The organism is Plantibacter sp. AC185 (assembly GCF_979258065.1).
In genome coordinates, this window is the sequence record NZ_OZ409831.1 from 2304459 (window position 1) to 2325227 (window position 20769).

The 20769-nt window shown below is 68.9% G+C and carries 28 protein-coding genes; 20 read left to right on the top strand and 8 right to left on the bottom strand.

The window, feature by feature from the left end:
* Window positions 1-35 precede the first annotated feature (35 nt).
* Entirely contained in the window at window positions 36-1352 is a 1317-nt protein-coding gene (locus ACZZZB_RS10935; protein WP_192003925.1) for a DUF7507 domain-containing protein, read from the top strand.
* A 58-nt stretch (window positions 1353-1410) separates the two neighbouring features.
* On the opposite strand, the gene ACZZZB_RS10940 is transcribed toward ACZZZB_RS10935, so the two are convergent.
* The gene (locus tag ACZZZB_RS10940) at window positions 1411-2202 is read right to left on the bottom strand and encodes an SDR family NAD(P)-dependent oxidoreductase (protein WP_463529672.1); all 792 of its coding nucleotides are present in this window, start codon (window positions 2200-2202) and stop codon (window positions 1411-1413) included.
* A 96-nt stretch (window positions 2203-2298) separates the two neighbouring features.
* Between ACZZZB_RS10940 and ACZZZB_RS10945 the strand changes: the two genes are divergently transcribed.
* On the top strand, window positions 2299-2787 hold the full coding sequence (locus ACZZZB_RS10945) for a MarR family winged helix-turn-helix transcriptional regulator (RefSeq protein WP_463529673.1): 489 nt from the start codon (window positions 2299-2301) through the stop codon (window positions 2785-2787).
* A 52-nt stretch (window positions 2788-2839) separates the two neighbouring features.
* Window positions 2840-3244, top strand: coding sequence for a VOC family protein (locus tag ACZZZB_RS10950; protein ID WP_463529674.1), 405 nt, complete (start codon window positions 2840-2842; stop codon window positions 3242-3244).
* On the opposite strand, the gene ACZZZB_RS10955 is transcribed toward ACZZZB_RS10950, so the two are convergent.
* The gene (locus tag ACZZZB_RS10955; RefSeq protein ID WP_463529675.1) at window positions 3199-3708 is read right to left on the bottom strand and encodes a hypothetical protein; all 510 of its coding nucleotides are present in this window, start codon (window positions 3706-3708) and stop codon (window positions 3199-3201) included. The two genes, ACZZZB_RS10950 and ACZZZB_RS10955, sit on opposite strands and share 46 nt — an antisense overlap.
* Before the next feature lie 143 nt (window positions 3709-3851).
* Window positions 3852-4325 (bottom strand): GNAT family N-acetyltransferase, encoded by a 474-nt coding sequence (locus ACZZZB_RS10960; protein WP_229939105.1) that lies wholly within the window; start codon window positions 4323-4325, stop codon window positions 3852-3854.
* A 121-nt stretch (window positions 4326-4446) separates the two neighbouring features.
* Here ACZZZB_RS10960 and ACZZZB_RS10965 point away from each other — a divergent pair, with 121 nt between their 5' ends.
* From ACZZZB_RS10965 to ACZZZB_RS11000, 8 genes are all read left to right on the top strand, one after another.
* Window positions 4447-5004, top strand: coding sequence for a dihydrofolate reductase family protein (locus tag ACZZZB_RS10965; protein ID WP_463529676.1), 558 nt, complete (start codon window positions 4447-4449; stop codon window positions 5002-5004).
* Between the two features lie 165 nt (window positions 5005-5169).
* Window positions 5170-6198, top strand: a complete 1029-nt coding sequence (locus ACZZZB_RS10970) for a hypothetical protein (RefSeq protein ID WP_463529677.1) — start codon at window positions 5170-5172, stop codon at window positions 6196-6198.
* The gene (locus tag ACZZZB_RS10975; protein ID WP_202937957.1) at window positions 6195-6566 is read left to right on the top strand and encodes a GntR family transcriptional regulator; all 372 of its coding nucleotides are present in this window, start codon (window positions 6195-6197) and stop codon (window positions 6564-6566) included. Before ACZZZB_RS10970 ends, ACZZZB_RS10975 begins: the two co-directional genes overlap by 4 nt.
* A 73-nt stretch (window positions 6567-6639) precedes the next feature.
* A complete protein-coding gene (locus ACZZZB_RS10980) occupies window positions 6640-7023 on the top strand; it encodes a cupin domain-containing protein (protein WP_071262105.1) in 384 nt (127 codons plus the stop codon).
* A gap of 131 nt (window positions 7024-7154) precedes the next feature.
* Entirely contained in the window at window positions 7155-7640 is a 486-nt protein-coding gene (locus tag ACZZZB_RS10985) for an NUDIX domain-containing protein (RefSeq protein WP_463529678.1), read from the top strand.
* An 80-nt stretch (window positions 7641-7720) separates the two neighbouring features.
* Window positions 7721-8179: an NUDIX hydrolase gene (locus ACZZZB_RS10990; RefSeq protein ID WP_463529679.1), complete on the top strand. Its 459-nt coding sequence runs from the start codon at window positions 7721-7723 to the stop codon at window positions 8177-8179.
* An 86-nt stretch (window positions 8180-8265) separates the two neighbouring features.
* Window positions 8266-9192 (top strand): arginase family protein, encoded by a 927-nt coding sequence (locus ACZZZB_RS10995; protein WP_463529680.1) that lies wholly within the window; start codon window positions 8266-8268, stop codon window positions 9190-9192.
* Between the two features lie 42 nt (window positions 9193-9234).
* Window positions 9235-9702: a hypothetical protein gene (locus ACZZZB_RS11000; RefSeq protein WP_463529681.1), complete on the top strand. Its 468-nt coding sequence runs from the start codon at window positions 9235-9237 to the stop codon at window positions 9700-9702.
* Window positions 9703-9814: 112 nt separating this feature from the next.
* Here the strand turns inward: ACZZZB_RS11000 and ACZZZB_RS11005 are convergent, their stop codons facing one another.
* Together ACZZZB_RS11005 and ACZZZB_RS11010 are read right to left on the bottom strand one after the other, a co-directional pair.
* Window positions 9815-10651 carry an alpha/beta fold hydrolase gene (locus ACZZZB_RS11005; protein WP_202937959.1) on the bottom strand — a complete coding sequence of 279 codons (837 nt, stop codon included), beginning with the start codon at window positions 10649-10651 and terminating at the stop codon, window positions 9815-9817.
* Window positions 10652-10900: 249 nt separating this feature from the next.
* Window positions 10901-11971, bottom strand: a complete 1071-nt coding sequence (locus tag ACZZZB_RS11010) for a S41 family peptidase (protein WP_463529682.1) — start codon at window positions 11969-11971, stop codon at window positions 10901-10903.
* Between the two features lie 123 nt (window positions 11972-12094).
* Here ACZZZB_RS11010 and ACZZZB_RS11015 point away from each other — a divergent pair, with 123 nt between their 5' ends.
* Both ACZZZB_RS11015 and bla read left to right on the top strand, forming a co-directional pair.
* Entirely contained in the window at window positions 12095-12502 is a 408-nt protein-coding gene (locus tag ACZZZB_RS11015) for an SRPBCC family protein (RefSeq protein WP_463529683.1), read from the top strand.
* A complete protein-coding gene (bla, locus tag ACZZZB_RS11020; protein WP_463529684.1) occupies window positions 12499-13437 on the top strand; it encodes a class A beta-lactamase in 939 nt (312 codons plus the stop codon). The genes ACZZZB_RS11015 and bla overlap by 4 nt, the downstream gene beginning before the upstream one ends.
* 14 nt (window positions 13438-13451) lie before the next feature.
* On the opposite strand, the gene ACZZZB_RS11025 is transcribed toward bla, so the two are convergent.
* On the bottom strand, window positions 13452-14501 hold the full coding sequence (locus ACZZZB_RS11025) for an SDR family oxidoreductase (RefSeq protein ID WP_463529685.1): 1050 nt from the start codon (window positions 14499-14501) through the stop codon (window positions 13452-13454).
* 85 nt (window positions 14502-14586) lie between these two features.
* On the opposite strand from ACZZZB_RS11025, the gene ACZZZB_RS11030 reads away from it, so the two are divergent.
* From ACZZZB_RS11030 to ACZZZB_RS11060, 7 genes are all read left to right on the top strand, one after another.
* Window positions 14587-14901, top strand: coding sequence for an ArsR/SmtB family transcription factor (locus ACZZZB_RS11030; RefSeq protein WP_079704198.1), 315 nt, complete (start codon window positions 14587-14589; stop codon window positions 14899-14901).
* A 119-nt stretch (window positions 14902-15020) separates the two neighbouring features.
* Window positions 15021-15437 carry a hypothetical protein gene (locus tag ACZZZB_RS11035; protein ID WP_463529686.1) on the top strand — a complete coding sequence of 139 codons (417 nt, stop codon included), beginning with the start codon at window positions 15021-15023 and terminating at the stop codon, window positions 15435-15437.
* Window positions 15438-15446: 9 nt separating this feature from the next.
* Complete coding sequence (locus tag ACZZZB_RS11040; protein WP_463529687.1) at window positions 15447-15863, top strand: heavy metal-responsive transcriptional regulator; 417 nt, start codon at window positions 15447-15449, stop codon at window positions 15861-15863.
* 158 nt (window positions 15864-16021) lie between these two features.
* The gene (locus ACZZZB_RS11045) at window positions 16022-16465 is read left to right on the top strand and encodes a hypothetical protein (RefSeq protein WP_463529688.1); all 444 of its coding nucleotides are present in this window, start codon (window positions 16022-16024) and stop codon (window positions 16463-16465) included.
* Complete coding sequence (locus ACZZZB_RS11050) at window positions 16458-16784, top strand: transcriptional regulator (RefSeq protein WP_086472344.1); 327 nt, start codon at window positions 16458-16460, stop codon at window positions 16782-16784. The genes ACZZZB_RS11045 and ACZZZB_RS11050 overlap by 8 nt, the downstream gene beginning before the upstream one ends.
* A 111-nt stretch (window positions 16785-16895) precedes the next feature.
* A complete protein-coding gene (locus tag ACZZZB_RS11055) occupies window positions 16896-17249 on the top strand; it encodes a UBP-type zinc finger domain-containing protein (RefSeq protein WP_191939872.1) in 354 nt (117 codons plus the stop codon).
* A complete protein-coding gene (locus ACZZZB_RS11060) occupies window positions 17246-18505 on the top strand; it encodes an FAD-dependent oxidoreductase (RefSeq protein ID WP_463529689.1) in 1260 nt (419 codons plus the stop codon). The genes ACZZZB_RS11055 and ACZZZB_RS11060 overlap by 4 nt, the downstream gene beginning before the upstream one ends.
* A gap of 40 nt (window positions 18506-18545) precedes the next feature.
* Here the strand turns inward: ACZZZB_RS11060 and ACZZZB_RS11065 are convergent, their stop codons facing one another.
* Window positions 18546-19766, bottom strand: coding sequence for an MFS transporter (locus ACZZZB_RS11065; RefSeq protein ID WP_194642736.1), 1221 nt, complete (start codon window positions 19764-19766; stop codon window positions 18546-18548).
* A 31-nt stretch (window positions 19767-19797) separates the two neighbouring features.
* The gene (locus ACZZZB_RS11070) at window positions 19798-20613 is read right to left on the bottom strand and encodes an SDR family NAD(P)-dependent oxidoreductase (RefSeq protein ID WP_228501397.1); all 816 of its coding nucleotides are present in this window, start codon (window positions 20611-20613) and stop codon (window positions 19798-19800) included.
* Window positions 20614-20769: the final 156 nt, after the last annotated feature.

The window sequence follows — 20769 nt, forward strand, 5'->3', positions numbered from 1 at the left end:
AGGCCCACCCATGCACCGCGCCCCCTAGGAGAACCATGTCCACGAAACGGACGACGAACCTCATCACTCTGGCGGTCCTCGCCACCGTCGGCTCGACGCTGATGGCCGCGCCGGCTCACGCGGCGTCTGCACCGATGACGCCGGACCACCCGATCGGAACCACCGTCCCGCCTCTGACCAGCGATGGCGTGACCGGCCTGACCGGAATGGACCAGACCACGCTGGCTGATGGCCAGACCTACCCACTGCGATTCCGCGAGCCGGACCCGTCGACCGGCAAGGTGCTCCCGCCGGCAGCGATCGGCGAGGTCCAGATGGCCGTGTCGACCAGTGGTCGGACAGATGCCGGTACCTTCCTGCCGACGATCGGACCCAAGTTCAACAACGCCGAACAGACGCCCGTCGGGCAGGTGTACGCGGATTCCTGGACGGTCTTCAACAACGAGGGGAGCGCCACCTACACCTTCGACTTCTCCGGTCTGCAAGGTGGTGCCCTTCCCGCCGGCGCGGTCCTGGCCTTCAACGACGTCGACGTGTGCGGCGACGCGGCGTCGGAGAGCGCACAGCTGTCCTCCGATGTCGCCGGGTCCTGGCTGGACTACCGGGCGGACACCGGATCCGGAACCCCCGGCGCGGTCACGGTGGATGCGGAGACGGGTCAGGTCGACATCAGTTCGGTGTGCCCGGCCGGCGCGAACGGCGTCACGCAGACCTTCACCACCAACACCGAGATCTCCGACCTCACGATCACGCTGAACGGCTCCTCGCCGAACACCACTCCCATGTCCGGGTTGTGGTGGGCGTTCGAACTCCCGCTCGAGGCGGTCGCGCCAGCAATCTCGATGGAGAAGTTCACCAACGATCAGGATGTCACCGAGGCACCCGGCCCGGAGATCGTGATCGACAGCGCCGTCGCCTGGACCTACCGGGTCGGCAACGCCGGCAACACCCACCTCGCCGAGGTCGTCGTCACGGACGACCAGGTCGACGGCGCCGACATCGTCTGTGGTGATGGCGGCAACGTGATCGCGCTGCTCGCCCCCGGCGAGTCGGTGACCTGCGTCGCGAACGGAACGGCCATCGACGGGCCCTACATGAACACCGCGACGGCCGTCGGTGTCCCTGCCGACTCGACCGGCGCCGCACGACCCGACCTGGAGACCGTGTCGGTTTCGGATGCCTCGTGGTACACGGGCGTCCCTGCGGCAGTGACTCCTGTCGTGCCCACCGATGGGCGTCCCGGAGGAGAGCTGGCACGAACGGGTGCGGAGCTGTGGGCGTCGGTGGGTGGCGCACTGGCGCTGCTGGCCGGAGGCGCGGCGTTCCTGCTCGTCCGCCGCCGGAACGCCTGAGCCGAGTTCCTCAGCGAGACGACGTGATCTCGACGAGCGGCGGAGTGCTTGGCTGGGTTCAGAGCATCCCGGTCAGGACTCCGCCGTCCGCACGCAGGGCCGCGCCGTTCGTCGCCGACGCCAGTGGGCTCGCGAGGTAGGCCGCCAGCGAGGCGATCTCCTCGGGCTCGATGAACCGTTCGAGCAGCGTGGTGGTGTTGCGACCGATGATCGAGGCCTTCACTGCCTCGACCGGGACGGACTGGTCGGCGGCGATGGATTCGATCGTGGTGGCGACGCCGTCCGAGTAGGTCGGGCCGCCGAGGATCGTGTTGACCGTCACGGCGGTGCCGCGGGTCAGCTTCGCGAGTCCGTTGCCGAGGGCGATCACCGCGGCCTTCGTGACGCCGTAGTGGATCATGTCGGCGGGGATGTTCACGCCGGACTCGCTGCTGACGAACAGGATGCGTCCCCAGCCGCGATCCAACATGCCTGGCAGGGCGTGCCGGGACAACCGGACGCCGCTCATCAGGTTGACCTCGAGGACGTGGGACCACTCGTCGTCCGAGATGGACTCGAATTCCGCGAGACCGAACCGGCCCACGTTGTTCACGAGGATGTCCACGGCGCCGAGGTCACCGAGCAGTCGCTCGACGGAGGCGGGATCGGCGAAATCTGCGACGATCCCGTCGTGGCCGGCATCGGGGTGCGCGCGCCGAAGCGCGGCGACCGCATCCTGCACCGCCTGCTCGGAGCGCCCGTTCACGATGACCCGTGCACCCTCCGCGGCGAGCGTCCGGGCGATGGCTGCGCCGATGCCACCGGTCGATCCGCTGATGAAGGCCGTCTTGCCTCGGAGTTGTAGGTCCATGTCGTCTCCCTCTGTCGGCGATGCGCCGATTCACTTGCTCAAGCAAGTCACCTTAGGCTGGTTCACTTGCTCAAGCAAGTCGAATAGGCTTGCCCCATGACCGAATCCGCCGAACGCCCCGGCCTCAGCGGCGACCGGCTCGCGGCCTGGGCCTCGGTCGCCACCCTGATGGAGCGGCTTCCCGCGGCGCTCGACGCCCAGCTGCAGCGCGACAGCGGGCTGAGTCACTATGAGCACGGCTTGCTCTTCGCGCTCGACACCGCCCCGGACCGCACGCTCCGGATGAGCACACTCGCCGGGTATGCGAGCAGCACGCTCTCCCGGCTCTCCCGCGCGATCTCGCGACTGGAGAAGCAAGGCTGGGTGCGACGCGAGGTCGACCCGACCGACGGCCGGTTCACCCTCGCCGTCCTCACGGACGACGGCCACGCCCACGTCGCCCGGTCCACGCCCGAGCACCACGCCCTGGTCGAGGAGCTCGTCTTCGGCTCGCTCACGGAGGCGCAGGTGCGGCAACTGGCCGAGATCAGCGCGAAGATCGCGACGACGATCGATCCGACCGTGCCATGGGCGCCGCGCGAGTGAATCTCGGAAGACGTCCTTGTGGGTGTGCTCACGCCGGGCGTAGCTTGACCGCATGAGCCTCTTCATCACCTGTCCGGTCGAGAGCGTCGAACGCGCGACCGCCTTCTACGACGCCCTCGGCTGGACCCGCAACGCCGCGATGTCCACCGACCAGGTGTCGTGCTTCGAGATCGCGCCCGAGCAGTACGTCATGCTCGGCAGCCGCGAGATGTACGCGAGCGTCGGCGGCACCGAGGAGCTGATCGGCGGACCAGACACGCCCTCGAAGGTCACGGTCTCCTTCGACCTCGGGAGCCGCGAGGCGGTCGACGAGCTCATCGAACGGGCCGGCGCCGCGGGTGGACGGATCGGCGACACCGACGACTACCCGTTCATGTACCAGCGCCAGTTCGACGACCCCGACGGGTACCACTACTCGCCGTTCTGGATGAAGCCCGACGCCGAACCGACCGCCTGAGCGACGTCGCCGCGACACGGCACGGCGAGCAGGTCGCCGGGCGCGAGGTCGCGGGGGAGCGGCACGCGCTGCTCCGTTCCTGCCTCGCTGTCGAGGTGGAACGACACCGTGTGCGTCGTCGACGCTCGCCCGATCAGCCGGAGTTCCGACCAGCACGGCTCGACGTGCGACAGGCGGGCGTCGAGGGAGAGGTGATGGCCGTCCTCGTCGAAGATCGCCGTGTTCACGCGGGCGACGACCACGGAGGTGAGTGCGGCCGGGGACGGGCACCCGCCTGTGCCGGGGATCACCGCTGCCGCCGAGTGGACGCACGGGGTTCCGCACTGCTCGACCAGACGCAGCATCGGAACGTCGTCGACGATCACGTCCGTGGTGCTGAGGTGGGTGTGTGCCGGCCAGCGGTCTGGGACGAACGGGTCCGGGATGCTGCGGCGGAGCGAGGGCAGGATCGTCGTGAGGGTCATGACCTCCGGTCTACGCCTCACCGTCTGCCCGAGTCGCGGTCCTCACGGGATCCATACGTCGTTCCCCGGAACCCAGACGGTCTGCTCACGTTCCGTGCGGGCGGAGGGGGACATCAGGCCTCGATCATGGCTGGCATCTCCTGTCAGAGTTCGCGCGCGAACGACACCGTTGTGGCCGTGCGTCCGGTCTCTGCGAGTCCCGCCTTCAGGAGGACCCGCTGGGATGCGACGTTCGTGACGTCGGTCTCAGCGGCCGCCCGTTCTGCGCCGTGCGCTGCGGCGAACGCCAGTGCGCCGACGACCGCTTCCGTCGCGAGTCCGACCCCACGAGCGGCGGGAACGAGACCGTAGCCGAACTCGACGCGGCCATCGCTGTCGGGTGGGCCGAAGAAGCCGAGTCCACCGACGGCCGTCACGTCGGCGTCACGGATGACGTACAGCGTGAAGATCGGGTCGCCAGTGGTCGATTCCGCGAGGCCACGGAGCGGGCCGAGCTCATCGGCGAACGGATACTCCGGGTGCCAGTCGTCACCGTCGCGCTCGTCGCGTTCGACGATGCGTCGTGCGAGCGCCGGTGAGATCGGTTCGAGGCTGGTTCGTTCGGTGCGGATGATCATCGACGCCAGTCTGGCAGGGCGACGAGGCACACGTGATCGACATCCGACCAGTGACGTGGTTCGCTGGCAAGACGGGTTCCCAGCGTCGGGAGGCCGTCGATCCGTGAGGGAGCGCAGTGCGATGAGACCACTCCGATACTCGATCAACGTCACGCTCGACGGGTGCTGTCATCACGAGGCGGGACTCCCGCCCGACGAGGAGTCGATGCAGTACTGGACCGCGCAGCTTGCGCGGGCCGACGCCCTCCTGTTCGGCAGGGTGACCTACGAGATGATGGAGTCCGCCTGGCGGAGACCGGCCTCGGGCACCTGGCCGGACTGGGTCGAGCCGTGGCAGGTCCCCTTCGCGGAGACCATCGACCGGGCGAAGAAGCACGTGGTCTCGAGCACGCTGGGTGACGCCAACTGGAACGCGGAGCTGATGAGAGGCGACCTCGAGCAGGCGGTCCGGCGGCTCGAGCAGGAACCGGGCGAGGGCCTGTGGGTGGGCGGGGTGACGCTGCCGCTCGCGCTGGCCGACCTGGGACTGATCGACGAGTACGAGTTCTTCGTGCAGCCGGTGCTCGCCGGACGCGGGCCGACCCTGCTCGCCGGGCTGCGTGAGCGCATCGAGCTCCAACTCGTGGACCGCCGGGAGTTCCGCTCAGGCGCGGTCGCCATGCGGTATCGGCCGGCGTGACGTCGCCGCCCAGAGTGCCCGTTCTGCTTCATCGGCCCCTCGCAGTGAGTAGAACGCGCACTTTCGAGCCCTGATCCGAACTTGAGCTGCGTTCGCAGTACAAGTTTGTGCTACCTTGTCAGCACAAGGCGCGCTGCGCTCCGTCCGACGTTCTGAGAGGTACCGATGCTCACGCCACTCCTCACGCTGCTGTTCGAGGTCAAGCAGATCCTGCCCCTCGAGAACGCACTGACCTTCGGCTTGGCGATCTTCGCGCTGTCCTGGGTGCGCCCGGGTCGCATCGTCTCGTTGCCCGAGCGAGGCTTCCGTCACACCGTGCTCCGCTGGGCAGGGACGGCGGGCGCCATCGCGATCGTGGTCACCGCGACGCTCGCGAGTGCACTGAACGTCGGCGTGTACGACGCGTCCGGATACGACGGTTGGTGGCGGCGACCGGCACCGCTCGTCGTGGCGACCCTCGTGATCGTCATCGCGGCGCTCGCCCTGCGTCGTGTCCCCGTGCCCGCACCGGGTGACCGAGCGATCACGCCACTGCGGGCGTGGAACACCTTCGCACCGCGGGTGTCGCTGTGGATCGCGGGCACTACGGCATCGCTCGCCCTCCTGACCGCCACCTGGCAGATCGCCAGTGCGACGACGGCGCCCGAGAACGGCCAGTTCTTCGGACACGTCCCCGACTATTCGCCCCTGCCGATCTACACGAACTTCAACAACGGGTTCGGTTATGTGTCCGGCTCGGGATGGCCGAACCACCTCGCCACGGTCATCGTCATCCTGCTCGCGGCACTGACGCTGGTCTTCGTGCTCCGCACCGACGCCAACCGGCCGATCCTCGCCCGATCCACCGCTCCGAGTGTTCGCCCGGATCGCGAGTCGACCGCCCGGGTGTTCACGCTCCTCATGCTCGCCGGCCTCACCGCCACACTCGGCGCAGTCTGGATGCACGTGGGTTCGGCGGGGACGTCGCTCGTCGGGATCGACGAGTACTGGGTGTCGGAGAACGTCTCGAACACGCGCCTGTTCATCGACGGCGGATACAGTGCGATCGCCCGGCCGATGAACCTCGCCGGCTACGCCCTCCAAGGAGCCGGTGTCGCTCTGGCGCTCCGAATCGCGGTGGACACCGTCAGAGCGGCGCTCGCCACACGAACGCGCTCCGACGCGGACGTCGAGTTCGCCGGGTCGGCTCGATGAACCACCTGTCGGCCGACGAGATCACCGAACTCTTCCGCGGCGCGATCCGGTCAGGGCTGCTGGGAGACGGCGAACGCCTCCCGACGGTGCGGCAGACCGCTCGGGACTTCGCGGTCGCTCAAGCCACGGCGGCGAAGGCCTATCGTGCGCTCGAACAGGAAGGTCTCGTCGTGACCCGTACCGCGGCCGGCACCCGCGTCGCCCCCGGAGCCTCGCGGGCGCCGCAAGCGGTCATCGAACGGGCTCGTGCGCTCGTCGAGGCGAGCGATGCGGCCGGGGTGGCCGTCGAGGACGTCCTGGCGATCGTCCGTGCGATCGCGAACCGTAGCGCGGAGGAGCCGTCGACGGCGGACCGGCTGGACGGCTGACCGAGCCGGCGCGCACCGAGCCCGAGGGGCTATACTGCGCCACGACGCACGACAGCCGGGAGAGGATGGAGGCATGACCGCTCTCTCCGGAATCGATATCGCCGCCGAACTCCGACAGGTCGAGGCCCATTGGACTCCCCGAGTGGTCGGGCGGGTCAACGATCAATACGTGAAGGTCGCGAAGCTCCTCGGGCAGTTGGTCTGGCACGACCACGCGAACGAGGACGAGATGTTCCTCGTCGTCTCGGGCACGCTCCGTATTCAGCTCCCCGACGATGAGGAAGTCGTGCTCACGCCGGGCCAGTTCTTCGTGGTGCCGCGGGGCGTGCAGCACAATCCCATCGCCGACGAGGAGGTCGAGATCGTCTTGATCGAGACCGTCACGACCGCCCACACCGGCGACGTGATCGTCGAGGGCACGGTGCCCGTCGAGCGTCAGCTGGGCGACTTCCGCTGAGGACATGATCGCCGGACGGCGCTCGACCGTAGGGTGGGCGGATGCCTGTTCCGGATGAATCACGTTGGACCACGCTCGAGAGGACGACGGTCCACCGAGGTCGGGTCACCTTGGTCGATCACGAGGTCCGATTGCCTGACGGGTCGCGATCGAGGTATCTCGTCGACGAGAGCGTTCCCTTCTCCGTCGCCTCGCTGATCATCGACGGCGACGACGTGCTCCTCGCCCGGCAGTACCGATACCCGCTCGACCGCTGGATCCACGACCTGCCGGGCGGTGCCGGTCGAACGGACGAAGCCCCGCTCGAGGCCGCCCGGCGTGAGCTCGAAGAGGAGCTCGGTGTCGTTCCGGACGACCTCCGACCGCTGCACACCTTCTTCATGAACCCGGGGCGAGCGTCCTGGCCGACACACCTGTTCATCTCGACTCGAGGCATCCGTTCCGGCCTGGTGGACCTGTCGGATCCCGCGGAGCAGGTGCGGCTCGTGCGTATCCCCATGTCCGAGCTCGACGCGCTGATCGCCTCCGGAGCGATCGTCGACCCGCCGCTCATCGTCGCCCGAGCCGTGGCGGCGGCCCAGGGCATCCTCCCGCCGCTCGGAGTGGCCAGCGAGTAACGATCTCGCTGAGCGCATCTGACTGAGAGCTCGAGCAGGCGGCACCGGTCACGCTCCCTCGATTCGGGTACGCTCGCGGCGTGAACGAAGACGAGACGCTCGTCCACGTGACGCACGACGCGCCGTGGCTTCCTCAGGGAGGCAGGGCCGAGGTGGTCCGCCGGACGACGCCACCCCGGCCGATGGCGGTCGTACGCTTGCTCCTCCGCGACTCCGACCGGGTGTTCTGCGTGCCGCGGCAGGGGACCGGTCGGCTCGATCTCCCGATGCTCGAGGCTGTACCCGATGACCTGGACGGCACAGTGACCGTCCGTGAGTTGACGCAGCGCATTACCGGCGAGCACACGGGCATCCAGTTCATCGGCGCCGTACGCAACGTCCTGGAGGCACCGGCCGACGGATACGACTGGCCGGCGCCGGTCGCCCACTTCGGCGTGTGGGCTTCGGACGTGGCCCCGATCACTGACGGCACGTGGGTGCGTCTCGACGATGACGAGCATCAGCTGCGCGACCGACACTGGTACCCGTTGGTGGGCTGATGCGCACGACGCAACCGCTCGTCGGCGGATGATCTGGCCGGGAGGCGGCACTGTCGACTGTCGGTGCGCTCTGTCAGGCTGACGGGATGATCGCTCTCATCTCCGCTCCGACGAACCTCGGGCTCCGCCCACCGGAGCGGGAGAGCGTGCCCGGCGCGGACAAAGCTCCGTCGGCTCTGCGCGAGGCCGGACTGTTCCGTCGGCTCGAAGCGGCCGGAGCCCGTGATGCGGGCGTTGTCCTGGCCGGGCGGTACCTCGACGACGACGACACCCGCCCGAGCGGCCACGTCCGCAACGAAGCGGGGATAGTCGATCATGCGCGGCGCCTCGCCACGCGGCTGACGGAGGTCCTCGACGCCGGCGATGCACCGCTCGTCATCGGAGGCGACTGCAGTGTCCTGATCGGGATCGGTCTGGCGTTGTCGCGCCGTGGGCGGGCAGGGCTGGTGCACGTCGACGGCCACACGGACTTCAGACATCCCGGCAACAGCGATGCCTGTGCGAGCGTCGCGGGGGAGGACCTGGCCGCCGCCGTCGGCCTGCACTGGCCGGCGATCGCGGACATCGACGGTCTCGGCCCGTACTTCGAATCGCGACGCGTCGCGCACATCGGGCACCGCGATGACGACGCGGAAGCAGCAGAGGCGCGCGAGACGCTCGGACTCGTCATCCCAGCCCGGCGGCTCATCGAGCAGCCCGCCGGCGACGTGCGTGTCGCGGTGCACGAGGTGGTGGGCCGCGGCTACTGGCTGCAGCTTGACGTCGACGTCCTCGACGCGAGCATCATGCCCGCAGTCGACAGCCCCGATCCCGGAGGCTTGGACGCGCCGCAGTTGCGTGCGCTGTTGGCCGAACTCGCTCCTGGCGCGGTCGGAGCATCAGTGACCGTCTTCGATCCAGACCTCGACCCCGACGGTCGCTACCCTCGGCGGCTGACCGACGTCCTCGCCGACGGGTTCAGCGAGCTCGGTTCGGCGATCGAGCACGACCGACTGTTCAGCGCGGCGACCTGACTGGAACGAGGCAGTCGACCTCGGACATGGTAGGAAGGCCCCATGCGCCGCGCCGTCAGTACTCTCCTCGCCACCTGCCTCGTCGGTGCCCTCGCGGGGTGTGCGGCGTTCCAACGAGGGCCCAGCTACGAGTCGGCCAAGGAGGCGGCGCTCTCTCTGCGTCAGGAGTTCGAAGCGACGTTGCCGGACGGAGCGTCGACGGTGAGCCAGAACGACGTGGACCTCGCCTGCAGCGGCGGTGCCGTCCAGTACGACGGCAGCATCACCGTGAGCGTCGCGGAGGACTTCGATCGCAACGCCTGGTTGGACGAGGCTGCAGCGATGTATGCCGACAGGGCGGCCTGGAAGGTCGGGAAGGTGGTCGCAGCCGACGACTCCTCAGACCTCACGAGCGGCGTCTCCTTCATCTCCCAGAACGGCTACTACGTGCGTCTCGACGAATTCGCTGACACGTCCGAGTGGGGGCCGGTCATCGTCCTTTCCGCGTCTGGTCCGTGCGTCCGTCGCTGAGTCGAGCGTCCGTCCGCCAGCGAGCGGCGGAATCCGCCGATGGGTCGGCCATCGCGCGAACGGCGAACCCGAGATCACCCGGGTGCGCCGTCCGTCTCTGACGTGGGTTCCCTTACTGCTCGATGAAGGCGAGGAGGTCGGGGTTGATGACGTCGGCGTGGGTGGTCAGCATGCCGTGCGGGAAGCCCTCGTAGACCTTGAGGGTCGCGTTGCTGAGGAGCTCGGCCTGCTTGATGACGGCGTCCTTGTACGGCACGACCTGGTCGTCATCGCCCTGCATGCAGAGGACCGGCACGGAGATCGCCTTGAGGTCCTCGGTCTGGTCGGTCTCGGAGAACGCCTTGATGCCCTCGTAGTGCGCCACGGCGCTACCGGTCATGCCCTGACGCCACCAGTTGTCGATGACCGGCTGGGACACGGTGACACCGTCTCGGTTGAAACCGTAGAACGGGCCCGAAGCCACGGCCTGGAAGAACTCCGCCCGGTTCGCAGCGAGCGCGCTCCGGAAGCCGTCGAAGACCGAGATGGGTGTCCCTTCGGGGTTGGCGTCGGTCTGCACCATCAGCGGAGGCACGGACGAGACCAGGACGGCCTTCGCCACACGACCCTGCGGCTCGCCGTACTTGGCGACGTACCGCGCGACCTGGCCGCCACCCGTCGAGTGCCCGATGTGGACGACGTTGCGCAGGTCGAGGTGCTCGACGACCGCCGACACGTCGCTGGCGTAGTGATCCATGTCGTGGCCTGAGCCGATCTCCGAGGACCGCCCGTGTCCGCGCCGATCGCTGGCCACCACGCGGTACCCCTTCGACAGGAAGAAGAGCACCTGCGCGTCCCAGTCGTCCGACGACAGCGGCCAACCGTGGTGGAACATGATGGGCTGCGCCGCCGGGTCGCCCAGATCCTTGTAGTAGATTTCCGTGCCGTCGTCCGTTGTCACGAATGGCATGACTGACCTCCAAGCTCATGTCGAGCCAAGCCGTGCTCGGAACGACTCTCGCGAATTCCGCTTCCACGGAATGTGGGAGCGCGACCACGGTAACGCGACGCGGCGGCCGATTCACCGGTCTGTCGAAAGTCCCGACACCTGTCCAATCCGGTTGGTGCAGACGTCCAGTTCCGAGCGGCCGAGAGTGCTCGTTCTGCACTTCCGGAGCAGTTCGGCGAGCAGAACGGGCACTCTCGGTGGACGGATCGTTCAGCCGCGGTCGGCGAGCCACGTGCTGATCGCCGCGGGGAGCTGCGTGAAGTCCTCGACGGCGGTGTCGGGCTCGATCGGAACGCCGTAGCGCTTGCCAGTACGGTCGGCGTCGACGGCCACGGTCAGATTGACGACCGCACCGTCGTAGAGGCGGACCGGCTGGTTGGCCGTGCTGAAGCCGTAGCTCGGTTGCCCGAACACGTGCACGTCCGACTGCCCGATGAAGGCGATCGCGACCGCCTCGGCGGAGCTGCCGGTCATCCCGTCGATGACCACGGCGATCGGCCCTTCCACCTTCGGCTGCGGCTTCGTCGCGGCGCTCTGTCGATTGCCGTCGGACGAGACGCCGCCGCCCGACACCGAGACGACCGTCGACCTGTCGACGGACTCGAAGGTCTCGACGGTCCCGTCGTCGAGTAGGGGTGCCACGGCGGCCAACATCGGCCACACGTTGCCGCCATGGTTGTCCCGCAGGTCGACCACCCATGCCGACGTGTGGGGCGCGGCGTCGGTGATCGCGTCGACGGCCGTGTCGATGTATCGCTGGCCGAAGGAGTCGCTCCCGGAGCCGCCGCCGACGAGTGTCGGGAGCCGGATGGTCGTCACACCGTCGGCGGTCGTGACGGTGGGCAGTTCGTTCGCGGCCTCGGATCCGGACGACGGGCCGAACAGTTCCGCCGCGGCCGCAGGATCGTTGAAGGTGGTGTGCGGACCGCCCAACTCGGTCGCCGCCTCCTCGAGCGCCCCGTAGGTGTCGGCGTAGTCGGAGGCGTCCGCGACGGCGGCCATGGCCCGTGCCCGCACCTCGGCATAGCGGTCCGGTGTGGCCGCGACACCCTGTCGCATGGCGTCAAGCGCGACCTCCGCATACGTCTGCGGCGACGGCGGTACGAGGTAGATCCCGTACGACCGCAGGAGCGGCGCGGCGACGACGGCGCCGCCGACCACCAAAGCGAGGAATGATGCCGTGACGACGGCAGCGATGAGGCCACGCCGACGCCGACGACGTCGCTGTTCCATGGGGGCCGGTGATGGCAAGGGCGGTCGACTGCGGGTGATGCCGGGCATGCCTCCAGGCTACGAATCGTCGATGCTCGAATCGTCAGCCCGCAGGACGATCCCGCTCGCGGAGTATCATCCGCAGGCGGGACGTGGCGGATGGATCCCACACCGAGGTGGCAGGATGCGGTCATGAGAAGTCACCATGTGAGCCGGGTCATCGGCGCTTCGCCGGAAGCCGTTTACGAATACGCGTCTGACATCGACAACCTCCCGCGGTGGGCGGCCGGGCTCGCGCAGGCCGAGGTGGTGCGGGAGGGTGACTCGCTGTTCGTCGAGTCGCCGATGGGTCGGGTGGAGGTCCGATTCGTCGAGCACAACCGCTTCGGCGTGCTCGACCACGACGTGACCCTGCCGTCGGGGACCGTCGTGACCAACCCGGTCCGCGTGTTGGCGCATCCGGAGGGTGCGGAGGTGGTGTTCACTGTGCGGCAGATCGAACTGGACGACGACGCGTTCGCGCGTGACGTCGCCATGGTCGAGGCGGACCTCGAGCGCCTCGATCACCAGGTCGCTGGGCAGGCCGGCGTTCGTCGATGACGCGGAGCACCGGTGGCGTCGTCGTCGTCGCCCTGGCCGGTGGGCTGGTGCTCGGGCTCGTGGGGTGCGCCTCCGCTCCTCCATCCCCTTCGGCGTCGCCGAGCTCCCCAACCTCGGCGCCAACGTCGGCCCCGCCCACGTCGATGCCCGACCGGTCCGTCGAGTTTCAAGCCCTGGAGGCCGAGTTCGGCGCTCGCGTCGGCGTGAGCGCCGTCGACACGGGGACCGGCGCCCGGTTGTCCTACCGCGCGGACGAGCGCTTCGGGTACGCATCGACGATCAAGGCGCTCGCCGCAGCCGTCTTCCTCCACGAGGTGCGCGGCTCGGCGCGTGACGAAGTCGTCACGTGGTCGGCCGAGGATGTCGAGGCGGCCGGCTATTCGCCGGTGACGAGTGAACAGGTCGAGACCGGCCTGGCCCTGTCGCAGCTCGCCGAGGCCGCCGTCCGGCGGAGCGACAACACGGCCCTCAACCTCGTCCTCGCGCGGATCGGTGGGCCCGCCGCGCTGGATGCCGCCCTCGTCACGTTCGGCGATGAGGTGACCGAGGTCGTCAACGCGGAGCCGCTGTTGAACGTGATCGAACCGGGCAGCACCGATGACACCACCACCCCTGCCGCGTTCACCGACAACCTGACCGGCCTCGTCGACGGCTCCTACCTGGACCCCGCCGACCGGGCGACGCTCCTCGCCTGGATGAGCGGCAACGCGACCGGCGACACCCTGATCCGGGCCGGTGCTCCGGCGGGATGGCAGGTGGCCGACAAGTCCGGGGGTGCGGGTGGGATCCGGAACGACATCGCGATCATCGACCGGCCGGGCGGCGACCCGATCGTCCTGACCATCCTCACGAACACACTCGACCCGGACGCCGAGTACGACGATGCGTTGGTCGCAGAGGCGGCGAGCGTCGCGCTCGCCGCCTTCGAGCAGTAGCCGGGCTCCGACGCTTACGGGATGAGTCGCTGATCGCGGAGGTCCTGGAAGATGCGGAGGAACATCGCCTCTGTGTCGACGTACTCGTGGAACCCGGCTCGGCGGGACTTCGAGGTGTCGGCGATGACGTCGTAGTCCCACGCGAAGACGAAGTCGCCGAACGCCCACGACGACACCTCGGCGTAGCTGGTGGGCGCGAGGCCGTGCCGCTCGACCATCGCGTTCCACAGGGCCTCCTTGTCGGCCATCACCTCGACGAGGCTCATCTCGAGTGGAGGCGCAACGTCGAGGTCGAAGAAGGCGGCGATCTTCGGCCACATCGACGACCACCGGAACACGTCGCCGTTCGTGATGTTGAACGCCTCGTTGCGTCCGGCCTCGTGCGTCGCGGCCCACACTGTGGCTTTCGCGAGGAGGTCGGCGTCGGTCATCTCGATCAGGCTCGTGTACGCGCCGGGCTTCCCCGGGAAGCGCAACGGGATGCCGAGCTCTTTGCTCATGGATGCGTAGACGGCGATGACCATCGCCAGGTTCATCGGGTTGCCCAGGCCGATCCCGGCGACGACCGACGGCCGCAACGCCGACCATGACCAGGCCGCCCCGACCTGGCGGCGCTCGAGGAACTGCTGCTGGTCGACGTTGAACTCCGGCGGCATGTGCGGCGGGTCGGACTCCTTCGCGGGTGTCGCGAAGGGGCCCAGATGTGCGCCGTAGACCTTGTAGCCCTGCATCAGGCTGATGTGTTCGAGGCCAGACGCGACGGGCTCGACGGCGTCGACGACGTTGGTGAGCATCGCGAGGTTCGGCGCGACCAGCTCGGCCCAGCTGGGGCGGTCCTGGTACGCGGCGTAGAACAGGTGCGTCACCTCCGACAGGCCCCGCAACTGGCGGATGGTCACCTCGCGGTCGAGCAGATCCACCGCGAGGTGCCTGACGGATCCCCGGTCGGTACCGCCGCGGCGGGACAACCCGATCACGTCCCAGCCGAGCCCCTCGAGGTGGGTGATCAGGTTCCCGCCGATCACGCCGCGGGCTCCCACCACCAGTGCGGTGTGCTGTGTCATGACATCTCCATCGTTAGATCGCGATTTACCGATCCACAGTGTTGCACAACATCGTCGAATCGCGATATTACGATATGGTCGACGGATGACGAACGCTGACGAGTTGGACCTGGTGGCGGTCTTCAAGGCGCTCGGCCACCCGACGCGCCTGGCCATCCTGGGGTGGCTGAAGGATCCTGAGTCGTTCCCGCCGCAGGATCAGCCGGCGGCCGAGGTCGGCGTGTGCCTCAAGCACATCCAGGCGAGGGCCGAGGTGTCGCAGTCGACCGCCTCGCAGTTCATGGCCACGCTCCAGCGCGCCGGCCTCGTGACGTGCACCCGGATCGGCCAGTGGTCGCACTATCAGCGCGACGAGGCCGCGATCGAAGCGCTCGGTCGGCGGCTGTCCCTCGACCTCTGATCGCCGAGACGGCGTGCCGCCAGCTGTCTCCGGAGCTCTTGGCCCATCACCGAGCTCTCGCTGGAGTGTGTGGGGTGGGCCTTGACCTTGCACCGGGGTGCAGGGTCGACAGTGAGGACATGACTTCCTCGATCGTTCGACGCACCGTCCGCCTGTCCGCCCTGTACGACCTCGTCGTCACCGCCGGGTTTGCCCTACCCTTCACTGCGCCGACGCTCTTCGCCGGATTGGGTGTCATCCATTCCTCACTCGTGCTTCCGGGGGTCGTTCCCGACCCTGGAGACGTGTTCGCGGTGATGTTCGCCAACCTCATGGGTTCGCTCGTGGTGGTCTGGTCGGCCTTCCGGCTGGTGCGCCCGACGTGGGCGGCCGGTGTGGCCGACACGGCCGGGAGGTTGCTCTTCTCGATCGGCATGGGGGCCGCGTTGCTGCATGGCGCGTCACCGCTGGTCCTCGGGATGCTCGTGTTCGAGCTGGTCTGGGCGGCCGTCCAGGGCGGCGTCATGCTGTCGGCTCGTCGGGCGGCCTTGGCCTAGGGTCGGCTTGTGCGTATCGCTGAGCTGGCCCGGCTGGCCAAGGTGAAGGTGTCCACGGTCCGGTTCTACGAACGGTCCGGTGTGCTCGCCGAGCCCGAACGGACCACCGGCGGCTATCGGGACTATCGGGAGGCCGATGTCATCCGTCTCCGGTTCCTCCGTCGCGGCCAGGAGCTCGGGTTCATGCTGGCGGAGCTCCACGACTTCGACCGGCTGTCCCAGGCGGTGCGGGCTGGTGGTGCCTCCGCCGGGGACGTCGCCGCGGTCGCCGCGCAGAAGCTGCAGGAGATCGACGAGAAGGTCGCCGACCTGCAACGGACGCGTTCCGCCATCTCGGATCTGCTCGATGCCCAGTGCGCCGATCCGTCGGTGCCCTGCCCGATCGTCAGTGCCCTCGCCGGTGTGGTGGAGGCCGAGTCGTCCTGATGGGGTCGCCGCGGAGCTCCCGCCGCCCTCATCCTGCGCCACCGCCACCGCCACCGCCACCGCCACCGCGACCTCGAGCGCAGTGAGCTCGACGTTGATTGTTTCCTTTGGGGAAACACTGTGATAGTTTCTTCAGACGCAACGACTGGAGGTCGATCATGGATCATGAAGACGCACAGGACCGCTTGAACCAGGCACGAGACGCCTCGCGCCGCTCCGCACGCCAGGGAGCGCTCACCACCGCCATCCTCACCGCGGTACTCATCATCTCGCTCGGGGTCGTCGTCGACCTCGACATGGTCTGGCTGCTCGGACTCGTCGCCATCGGGTTCGTCGCCCTGTCCCTCGCGCGCCCGGTGAAGCTCCGCCTCGACTGGTCGGACCGGACCGGCGTGCTGCTGCTCACCGCGAGTGGCGTGGCGGTCGCTGTGGTCTACGTCGTGACCCAGTGGATCGCCCGTTCCGCAGGCGTCTCCGTACCGAACACGGTGTCCGCGCTCGTCGCAGCCGTCGTCGTGTTCGCTGTCTGTCTGCCTGCACTGGTGCGCCTCGCGAACGGCTCCACGCCGCTCCGCGGACGGTCGGGGTCGCGCGATGCCTGACGACGATGGAGCCGAGGACGCCGCGGTCAGCCGCCAGCCGCTGAACCCGCTCTTCCACGAGCCTGCCCGCCTCGCCCTGCTATCCGCGCTCGCGCCCGCCGAGTACACCGACTTCGCCTCGCTCCTGCGCATCACCGGCGTCAGCAAGTCGGCTCTCTCGAAGCACCTCTCGGCGCTCGCCGACGCCGGGGTGGTCGAGGTCGGGAAGAGCGACACGGACCGCCGCGGACGCCGTATCGCGCTCACCGCGGAGGGCAGGGTCGCCTTCGACTCCTATCTCGACGCCCTGACCGCGATCGTGCAGAACGCCCGGGGCTGACGGGCTGCCGCTCGCAGTTCTCGATTTCCGACTGAGGTCGAAGCGGGTCGCCCGCCGAGAGACGTACGGTGAGTCCACGTCACCGCAGCACGAGCCGAGATGAGGTCCACCATGGACGATGTCGAGCAGTACATCAAGCCGGACGTCCCGCCGTCCGGACCCGGTTGCGTCGAGTGCGAGGCGACCGACAGCTGGTGGCTGCATCTCCGCCGCTGCACGTTCTGCGGGCACATCGGATGCTGCGACGACTCCCTGAACAAGCACGCGACGAAGCACGCGACCACCACCGGTCATCGCGTGATCCGCAGCTACGAGCCGGGCGAGGACTGGTTCTACGACTACGGCACGGAGGAGTCGTTCGCCGGTCCCACCCTCGCGCCCCCGCTCAGTCACCCGCGCTCGCAGACGGTCCCCGGGCCGCACGATCGTGTCCCCGCCCAGTGGGAACGACTCCTCGGTTCATGACCGTCGTCGGGGAGGTGGCGATCGCACCACTGCTCGTGTTCGAGCGGTCCTTCGGTCGCGAGGCCTTCGCGATCCGCGACTACCTCACCCGCAGCGGTGTCCCGTTCCAGACGGTGGTGGTCGAGACGGACGAGGACTGTCGGACACAGCTCGGTTCGGGTCTGGCAGAGGCCCGGCTTCCCGTCGTCGCCTTCCCCGACGGCACCCGGCTCGCCGATCCGACGCCCGCGCAGATCGCCGAACACTTCGGGTGGATCAAGCGACCGCAACGCAGCGAGTACGACGTCCTCGTCTACGGTGCCGGACCGGCCGGGCTTTCGGCCGCGGTCTATGCGGCGTCCGAGGGACTCGATGTCGCCGTGGTCGAACGGGACGCCGTCGGCGGTCAGGCCGGTTCCAGCAGCCTCATCGAGAACTACCTCGGCTTCGCGCACGGCATCTCCGGCGCAGCCCTCGCGGAACAGGCGCGACGACAGGCGATCGCGTTCGGCGCCGAACTGCTCGTCATGCGTCACAGCCTGAGCCGGAGCTTCGGCGACCATCACATGCAGGCCGAGCTGGCGGACGGCTCGCGACTCTCCGCGCGGGCGGTCGTCTGTGCGACGGGGGTGCAGTGGCGTCGCCTCGGATTACCGAAGGAGGACGAGCTGGAGGGCTCCGGTGTCTACTACGGCGCCGGCACGAGCGAAGCGTCCTCGTGCGTCGGCGAGCACGTCTACATCGTGGGCGGTGCGAACTCGGCGGGCCAGGCGGCGATGAACCTCGCCGCGCACGCTGAGCGGGTCACCGTCCTCGTCCGCGGTCACTCCCTCTCGTCGACGATGTCGACCTACCTCCTGCGGCGACTGCTCGCGGCCCCCAACGTCGAGATCCTCGTGGACACGACGGTCACCGCACTCCACGGCGACGACCACCTGCAGTCACTGACCGTCGACTCGGCCGGGACGACGACCGACGTGCCGGCGTCGCGCCTGTTCATCTGCATCGGCGGGAGCCCCAACACCGCCTGGGCCCGCGACTCCGCGGTCGCGCTGGACCCTCGCGGCTTCCTGCTCACCGGAGGCGACCTGCTGCCGGAGCACCTGTCGGCGTGGCCACTCCGCCGTCAGCCCCTGCACCTCGAGACGAACCAGCCCGGCGTGTTCGCCGCCGGTGACGTCCGCGCCAACTCCATCAAGCGGGTCGCGTCGGCCGTCGGTGAGGGCGCGATGGCGGTCTCCCTCGTCCATCGCTACCTCGCCGAGACGTTCGGGTAGGCCGAAGCGACACCGCCCGTTCAGCGGCAGCCGGGCCCGGTCAGGGGCGTCCGGCCGCTCGCCGGGTCATCGCGACACCGGCGACCACCGTCGTCACCAGTACGAGCGAGACGAAGATCAGTAGCACGTCGATCTCCGGTGCGAAGGTGAGGGCGAAGCCGATGGCGAGCACCGGGAGAGCGAGGCCGCAGTAGGCGATCAGGAACACGAGCGACAGCGTCTCGCCCCGGCGGGCGGGGTCGGCGAGCGATCCGGCGGTCGCGATCGCCGACTTGAACAGGACACCGACACCGAGCCCGGCGATGACACCGCCGACGAGGAAGACCCCCAGCTGCGGCAGGACCGCCCCCGCGGCGACCGCGGCGAGTCCGACACCGCAGCTGACCGTCGCGATCAGGAGTTGGCGCTGCAACGGGAGTCGGGCGAGCAGCACCTGACCGAGCGCGGCGGCTCCGAACACGGAGAAGGTCGTCACACCGGCGAGCAGGTGGTCGGGGGCGTCGAAGGTGCCGATGAGGATGGTGGGCGCGAGCGAGGTGAACAGTCCGAGGAGCGCGAACCCCGCGAAGGCACCGAACCCTGCCGCGATGAACGCCCCGCGGGACGACGCCGGGACCGCGAGGCGCTGTGGTCGATAGCGCCTCCGTGGTTCGCTCTGCTCGACGGTCTCGGGCACGGAGACCATGACGATCGCGGCGATGACGAGCGCGACGAGGAACACCGCGTGCGGGAGCACCAGCGGGTTCGGGAGGAACTCGGCGAAGAGTCCTCCGATGAGTGGTCCGAGGGCGAGACCGCCCAGGTTGCTTGCCCCGGCGACCGATGCCGCGACGATCGAGTTCTCGTCCGGCCGGGCGACCGCGCGCAGTTCGCCGAGGTGCGCGGTCGCCGTCGCGGTGAGCACGCCGACGCTGACGCCGTTGACGACCCGCGCGACGATCAACCCCTCGACGCTGCTCCAGAGGAGGAACAGCACTGCCGACAGCGCCGAGATCAGGATCGCGATGAGCAGCATCCGCCGCCGCCCGACCCAGTCGCTGATGTGGCCGACGAAGAAGAGGCTGAACACGACGCCGACGGCGTAGGCGGCGAAGATGACGGTGATCGTCGAGACGGGGAACCCGTCCCTCGCCTGGTACAGCGCGTACAACGGCGTCGGGACGGTCGAGTAGGCCATCACCAGCAGGAACGTGGTGGCGACGATCCAGAACCCGGCACCGTGGGAGACGTGGGATCGGGTCGAAACAGGAGAGGTCGTCATCGGGTCGCTCGGCTCTCGGTCGGTGTCGACGTCAGGGCAGGATCGAGTCGACGTAGCCGCCGTCGACCCGGAGCGCGCCGCCGGTGGTGCCGGACGCGAGCGGCGAGGCGAGGTACACCACGAGGTTCGCGATCTCGATGGGTTCGAGGAGGCGGCCGATCAGCGACTGCGGGCGGTGCAGCCGCATGAACTCCCGCTGGGCGTCGTCCCACTCGAGCTCGTCGCCGACGAGCTGCCGGACGAAGGTCTCCACGCCCGGCGTGTGGGTGGGGCCGGCGATCACCGAGTTCACCGTCACGCCCGTCCCGGCGGCGGCCTTCGCGAAGCCGCGGCTCACCGCGAGGAGTGCGGTCTTCGACATGCCGTAGTGGATCATCTCCTCGGGGATGACCACGGCGGAGTCGCTGGCGATGTCGACGACACGACCCCAGCCGCGTCCGGACATGCCGGGGAGCAGGAGCCGGGTGAGGCGAGCGGCTGACAGCACGTTGACCTCGAACATCGACCGCCACTGCTCGTCGGTGATGTCCAGCGGCGGTACGGCCTCGAAGACACCGAGGTTGTTGACGAGGATGTCGACCTGGCCGGCCTCGGCGACGAGCCGCTCAGCTCCCTCCCGGGTGGTCGCGTCAGCCGTGATCCCGCGCACCGACTCCACCGATTCGGTATCGAGCGAGAGGACGGCGGCCTCGAGGCGATCGGCGTCGCGGCCGTTGACGATGACGTCCGCCCCGGCCTCGACGAGCCGCGCGGCGATGGCGTAACCGATCCCGCTCGTCGAGCCGGTCACCAGCGCGGTGCGATGGGTGAGGTCGAGGGGGATGGTCCCTGCGCGTTCGAGTCGCATGAGCGGATCTCCTTGGGCGTCGTGGAGTGGATGGGCCGGATCCCAGGCGGCGGGCCGGTCCGACCGAGGCTACGCCGACGTCGGGCCGGAGTCTTCGGACGTTCGTCGGCGGCAGGTGCGACAGAAGTCGAATCCGACGTTGGCCGCGGCGCTCTC

Coding starts and splice junctions, on each gene's coding strand:
- ACZZZB_RS10975 (WP_202937957.1), top strand. CDS start 6,195: ATGAACCACCTGTCGGCCGACGAGATCACCGAACTCTTCCGCGGCGCG.
- ACZZZB_RS11070 (WP_228501397.1), bottom strand. CDS start 20,613: ATGCGACTCGAACGCGCAGGGACCATCCCCCTCGACCTCACCCATCGC.
- ACZZZB_RS11065 (WP_194642736.1), bottom strand. CDS start 19,766: ATGACGACCTCTCCTGTTTCGACCCGATCCCACGTCTCCCACGGTGCC.
- ACZZZB_RS11000 (WP_463529681.1), top strand. CDS start 9,235: ATGCGCCGCGCCGTCAGTACTCTCCTCGCCACCTGCCTCGTCGGTGCC.
- ACZZZB_RS10935 (WP_192003925.1), top strand. CDS start 36: ATGTCCACGAAACGGACGACGAACCTCATCACTCTGGCGGTCCTCGCC.
- ACZZZB_RS11025 (WP_463529685.1), bottom strand. CDS start 14,501: ATGACACAGCACACCGCACTGGTGGTGGGAGCCCGCGGCGTGATCGGC.
- ACZZZB_RS11005 (WP_202937959.1), bottom strand. CDS start 10,651: ATGCCATTCGTGACAACGGACGACGGCACGGAAATCTACTACAAGGAT.
- ACZZZB_RS11055 (WP_191939872.1), top strand. CDS start 16,896: ATGGACGATGTCGAGCAGTACATCAAGCCGGACGTCCCGCCGTCCGGA.
- ACZZZB_RS10955 (WP_463529675.1), bottom strand. CDS start 3,708: ATGACCCTCACGACGATCCTGCCCTCGCTCCGCCGCAGCATCCCGGAC.
- ACZZZB_RS11045 (WP_463529688.1), top strand. CDS start 16,022: ATGGATCATGAAGACGCACAGGACCGCTTGAACCAGGCACGAGACGCC.
- ACZZZB_RS10945 (WP_463529673.1), top strand. CDS start 2,299: ATGACCGAATCCGCCGAACGCCCCGGCCTCAGCGGCGACCGGCTCGCG.
- ACZZZB_RS10970 (WP_463529677.1), top strand. CDS start 5,170: ATGCTCACGCCACTCCTCACGCTGCTGTTCGAGGTCAAGCAGATCCTG.
- ACZZZB_RS10960 (WP_229939105.1), bottom strand. CDS start 4,325: ATGATCATCCGCACCGAACGAACCAGCCTCGAACCGATCTCACCGGCG.
- ACZZZB_RS10980 (WP_071262105.1), top strand. CDS start 6,640: ATGACCGCTCTCTCCGGAATCGATATCGCCGCCGAACTCCGACAGGTC.
- ACZZZB_RS11035 (WP_463529686.1), top strand. CDS start 15,021: ATGACTTCCTCGATCGTTCGACGCACCGTCCGCCTGTCCGCCCTGTAC.
- ACZZZB_RS11030 (WP_079704198.1), top strand. CDS start 14,587: ATGACGAACGCTGACGAGTTGGACCTGGTGGCGGTCTTCAAGGCGCTC.
- ACZZZB_RS11060 (WP_463529689.1), top strand. CDS start 17,246: ATGACCGTCGTCGGGGAGGTGGCGATCGCACCACTGCTCGTGTTCGAG.
- ACZZZB_RS10965 (WP_463529676.1), top strand. CDS start 4,447: ATGAGACCACTCCGATACTCGATCAACGTCACGCTCGACGGGTGCTGT.
- ACZZZB_RS11010 (WP_463529682.1), bottom strand. CDS start 11,971: ATGCCCGGCATCACCCGCAGTCGACCGCCCTTGCCATCACCGGCCCCC.
- bla (WP_463529684.1), top strand. CDS start 12,499: ATGACGCGGAGCACCGGTGGCGTCGTCGTCGTCGCCCTGGCCGGTGGG.
- ACZZZB_RS10995 (WP_463529680.1), top strand. CDS start 8,266: ATGATCGCTCTCATCTCCGCTCCGACGAACCTCGGGCTCCGCCCACCG.
- ACZZZB_RS11050 (WP_086472344.1), top strand. CDS start 16,458: ATGCCTGACGACGATGGAGCCGAGGACGCCGCGGTCAGCCGCCAGCCG.
- ACZZZB_RS11015 (WP_463529683.1), top strand. CDS start 12,095: ATGAGAAGTCACCATGTGAGCCGGGTCATCGGCGCTTCGCCGGAAGCC.
- ACZZZB_RS10940 (WP_463529672.1), bottom strand. CDS start 2,202: ATGGACCTACAACTCCGAGGCAAGACGGCCTTCATCAGCGGATCGACC.
- ACZZZB_RS10950 (WP_463529674.1), top strand. CDS start 2,840: ATGAGCCTCTTCATCACCTGTCCGGTCGAGAGCGTCGAACGCGCGACC.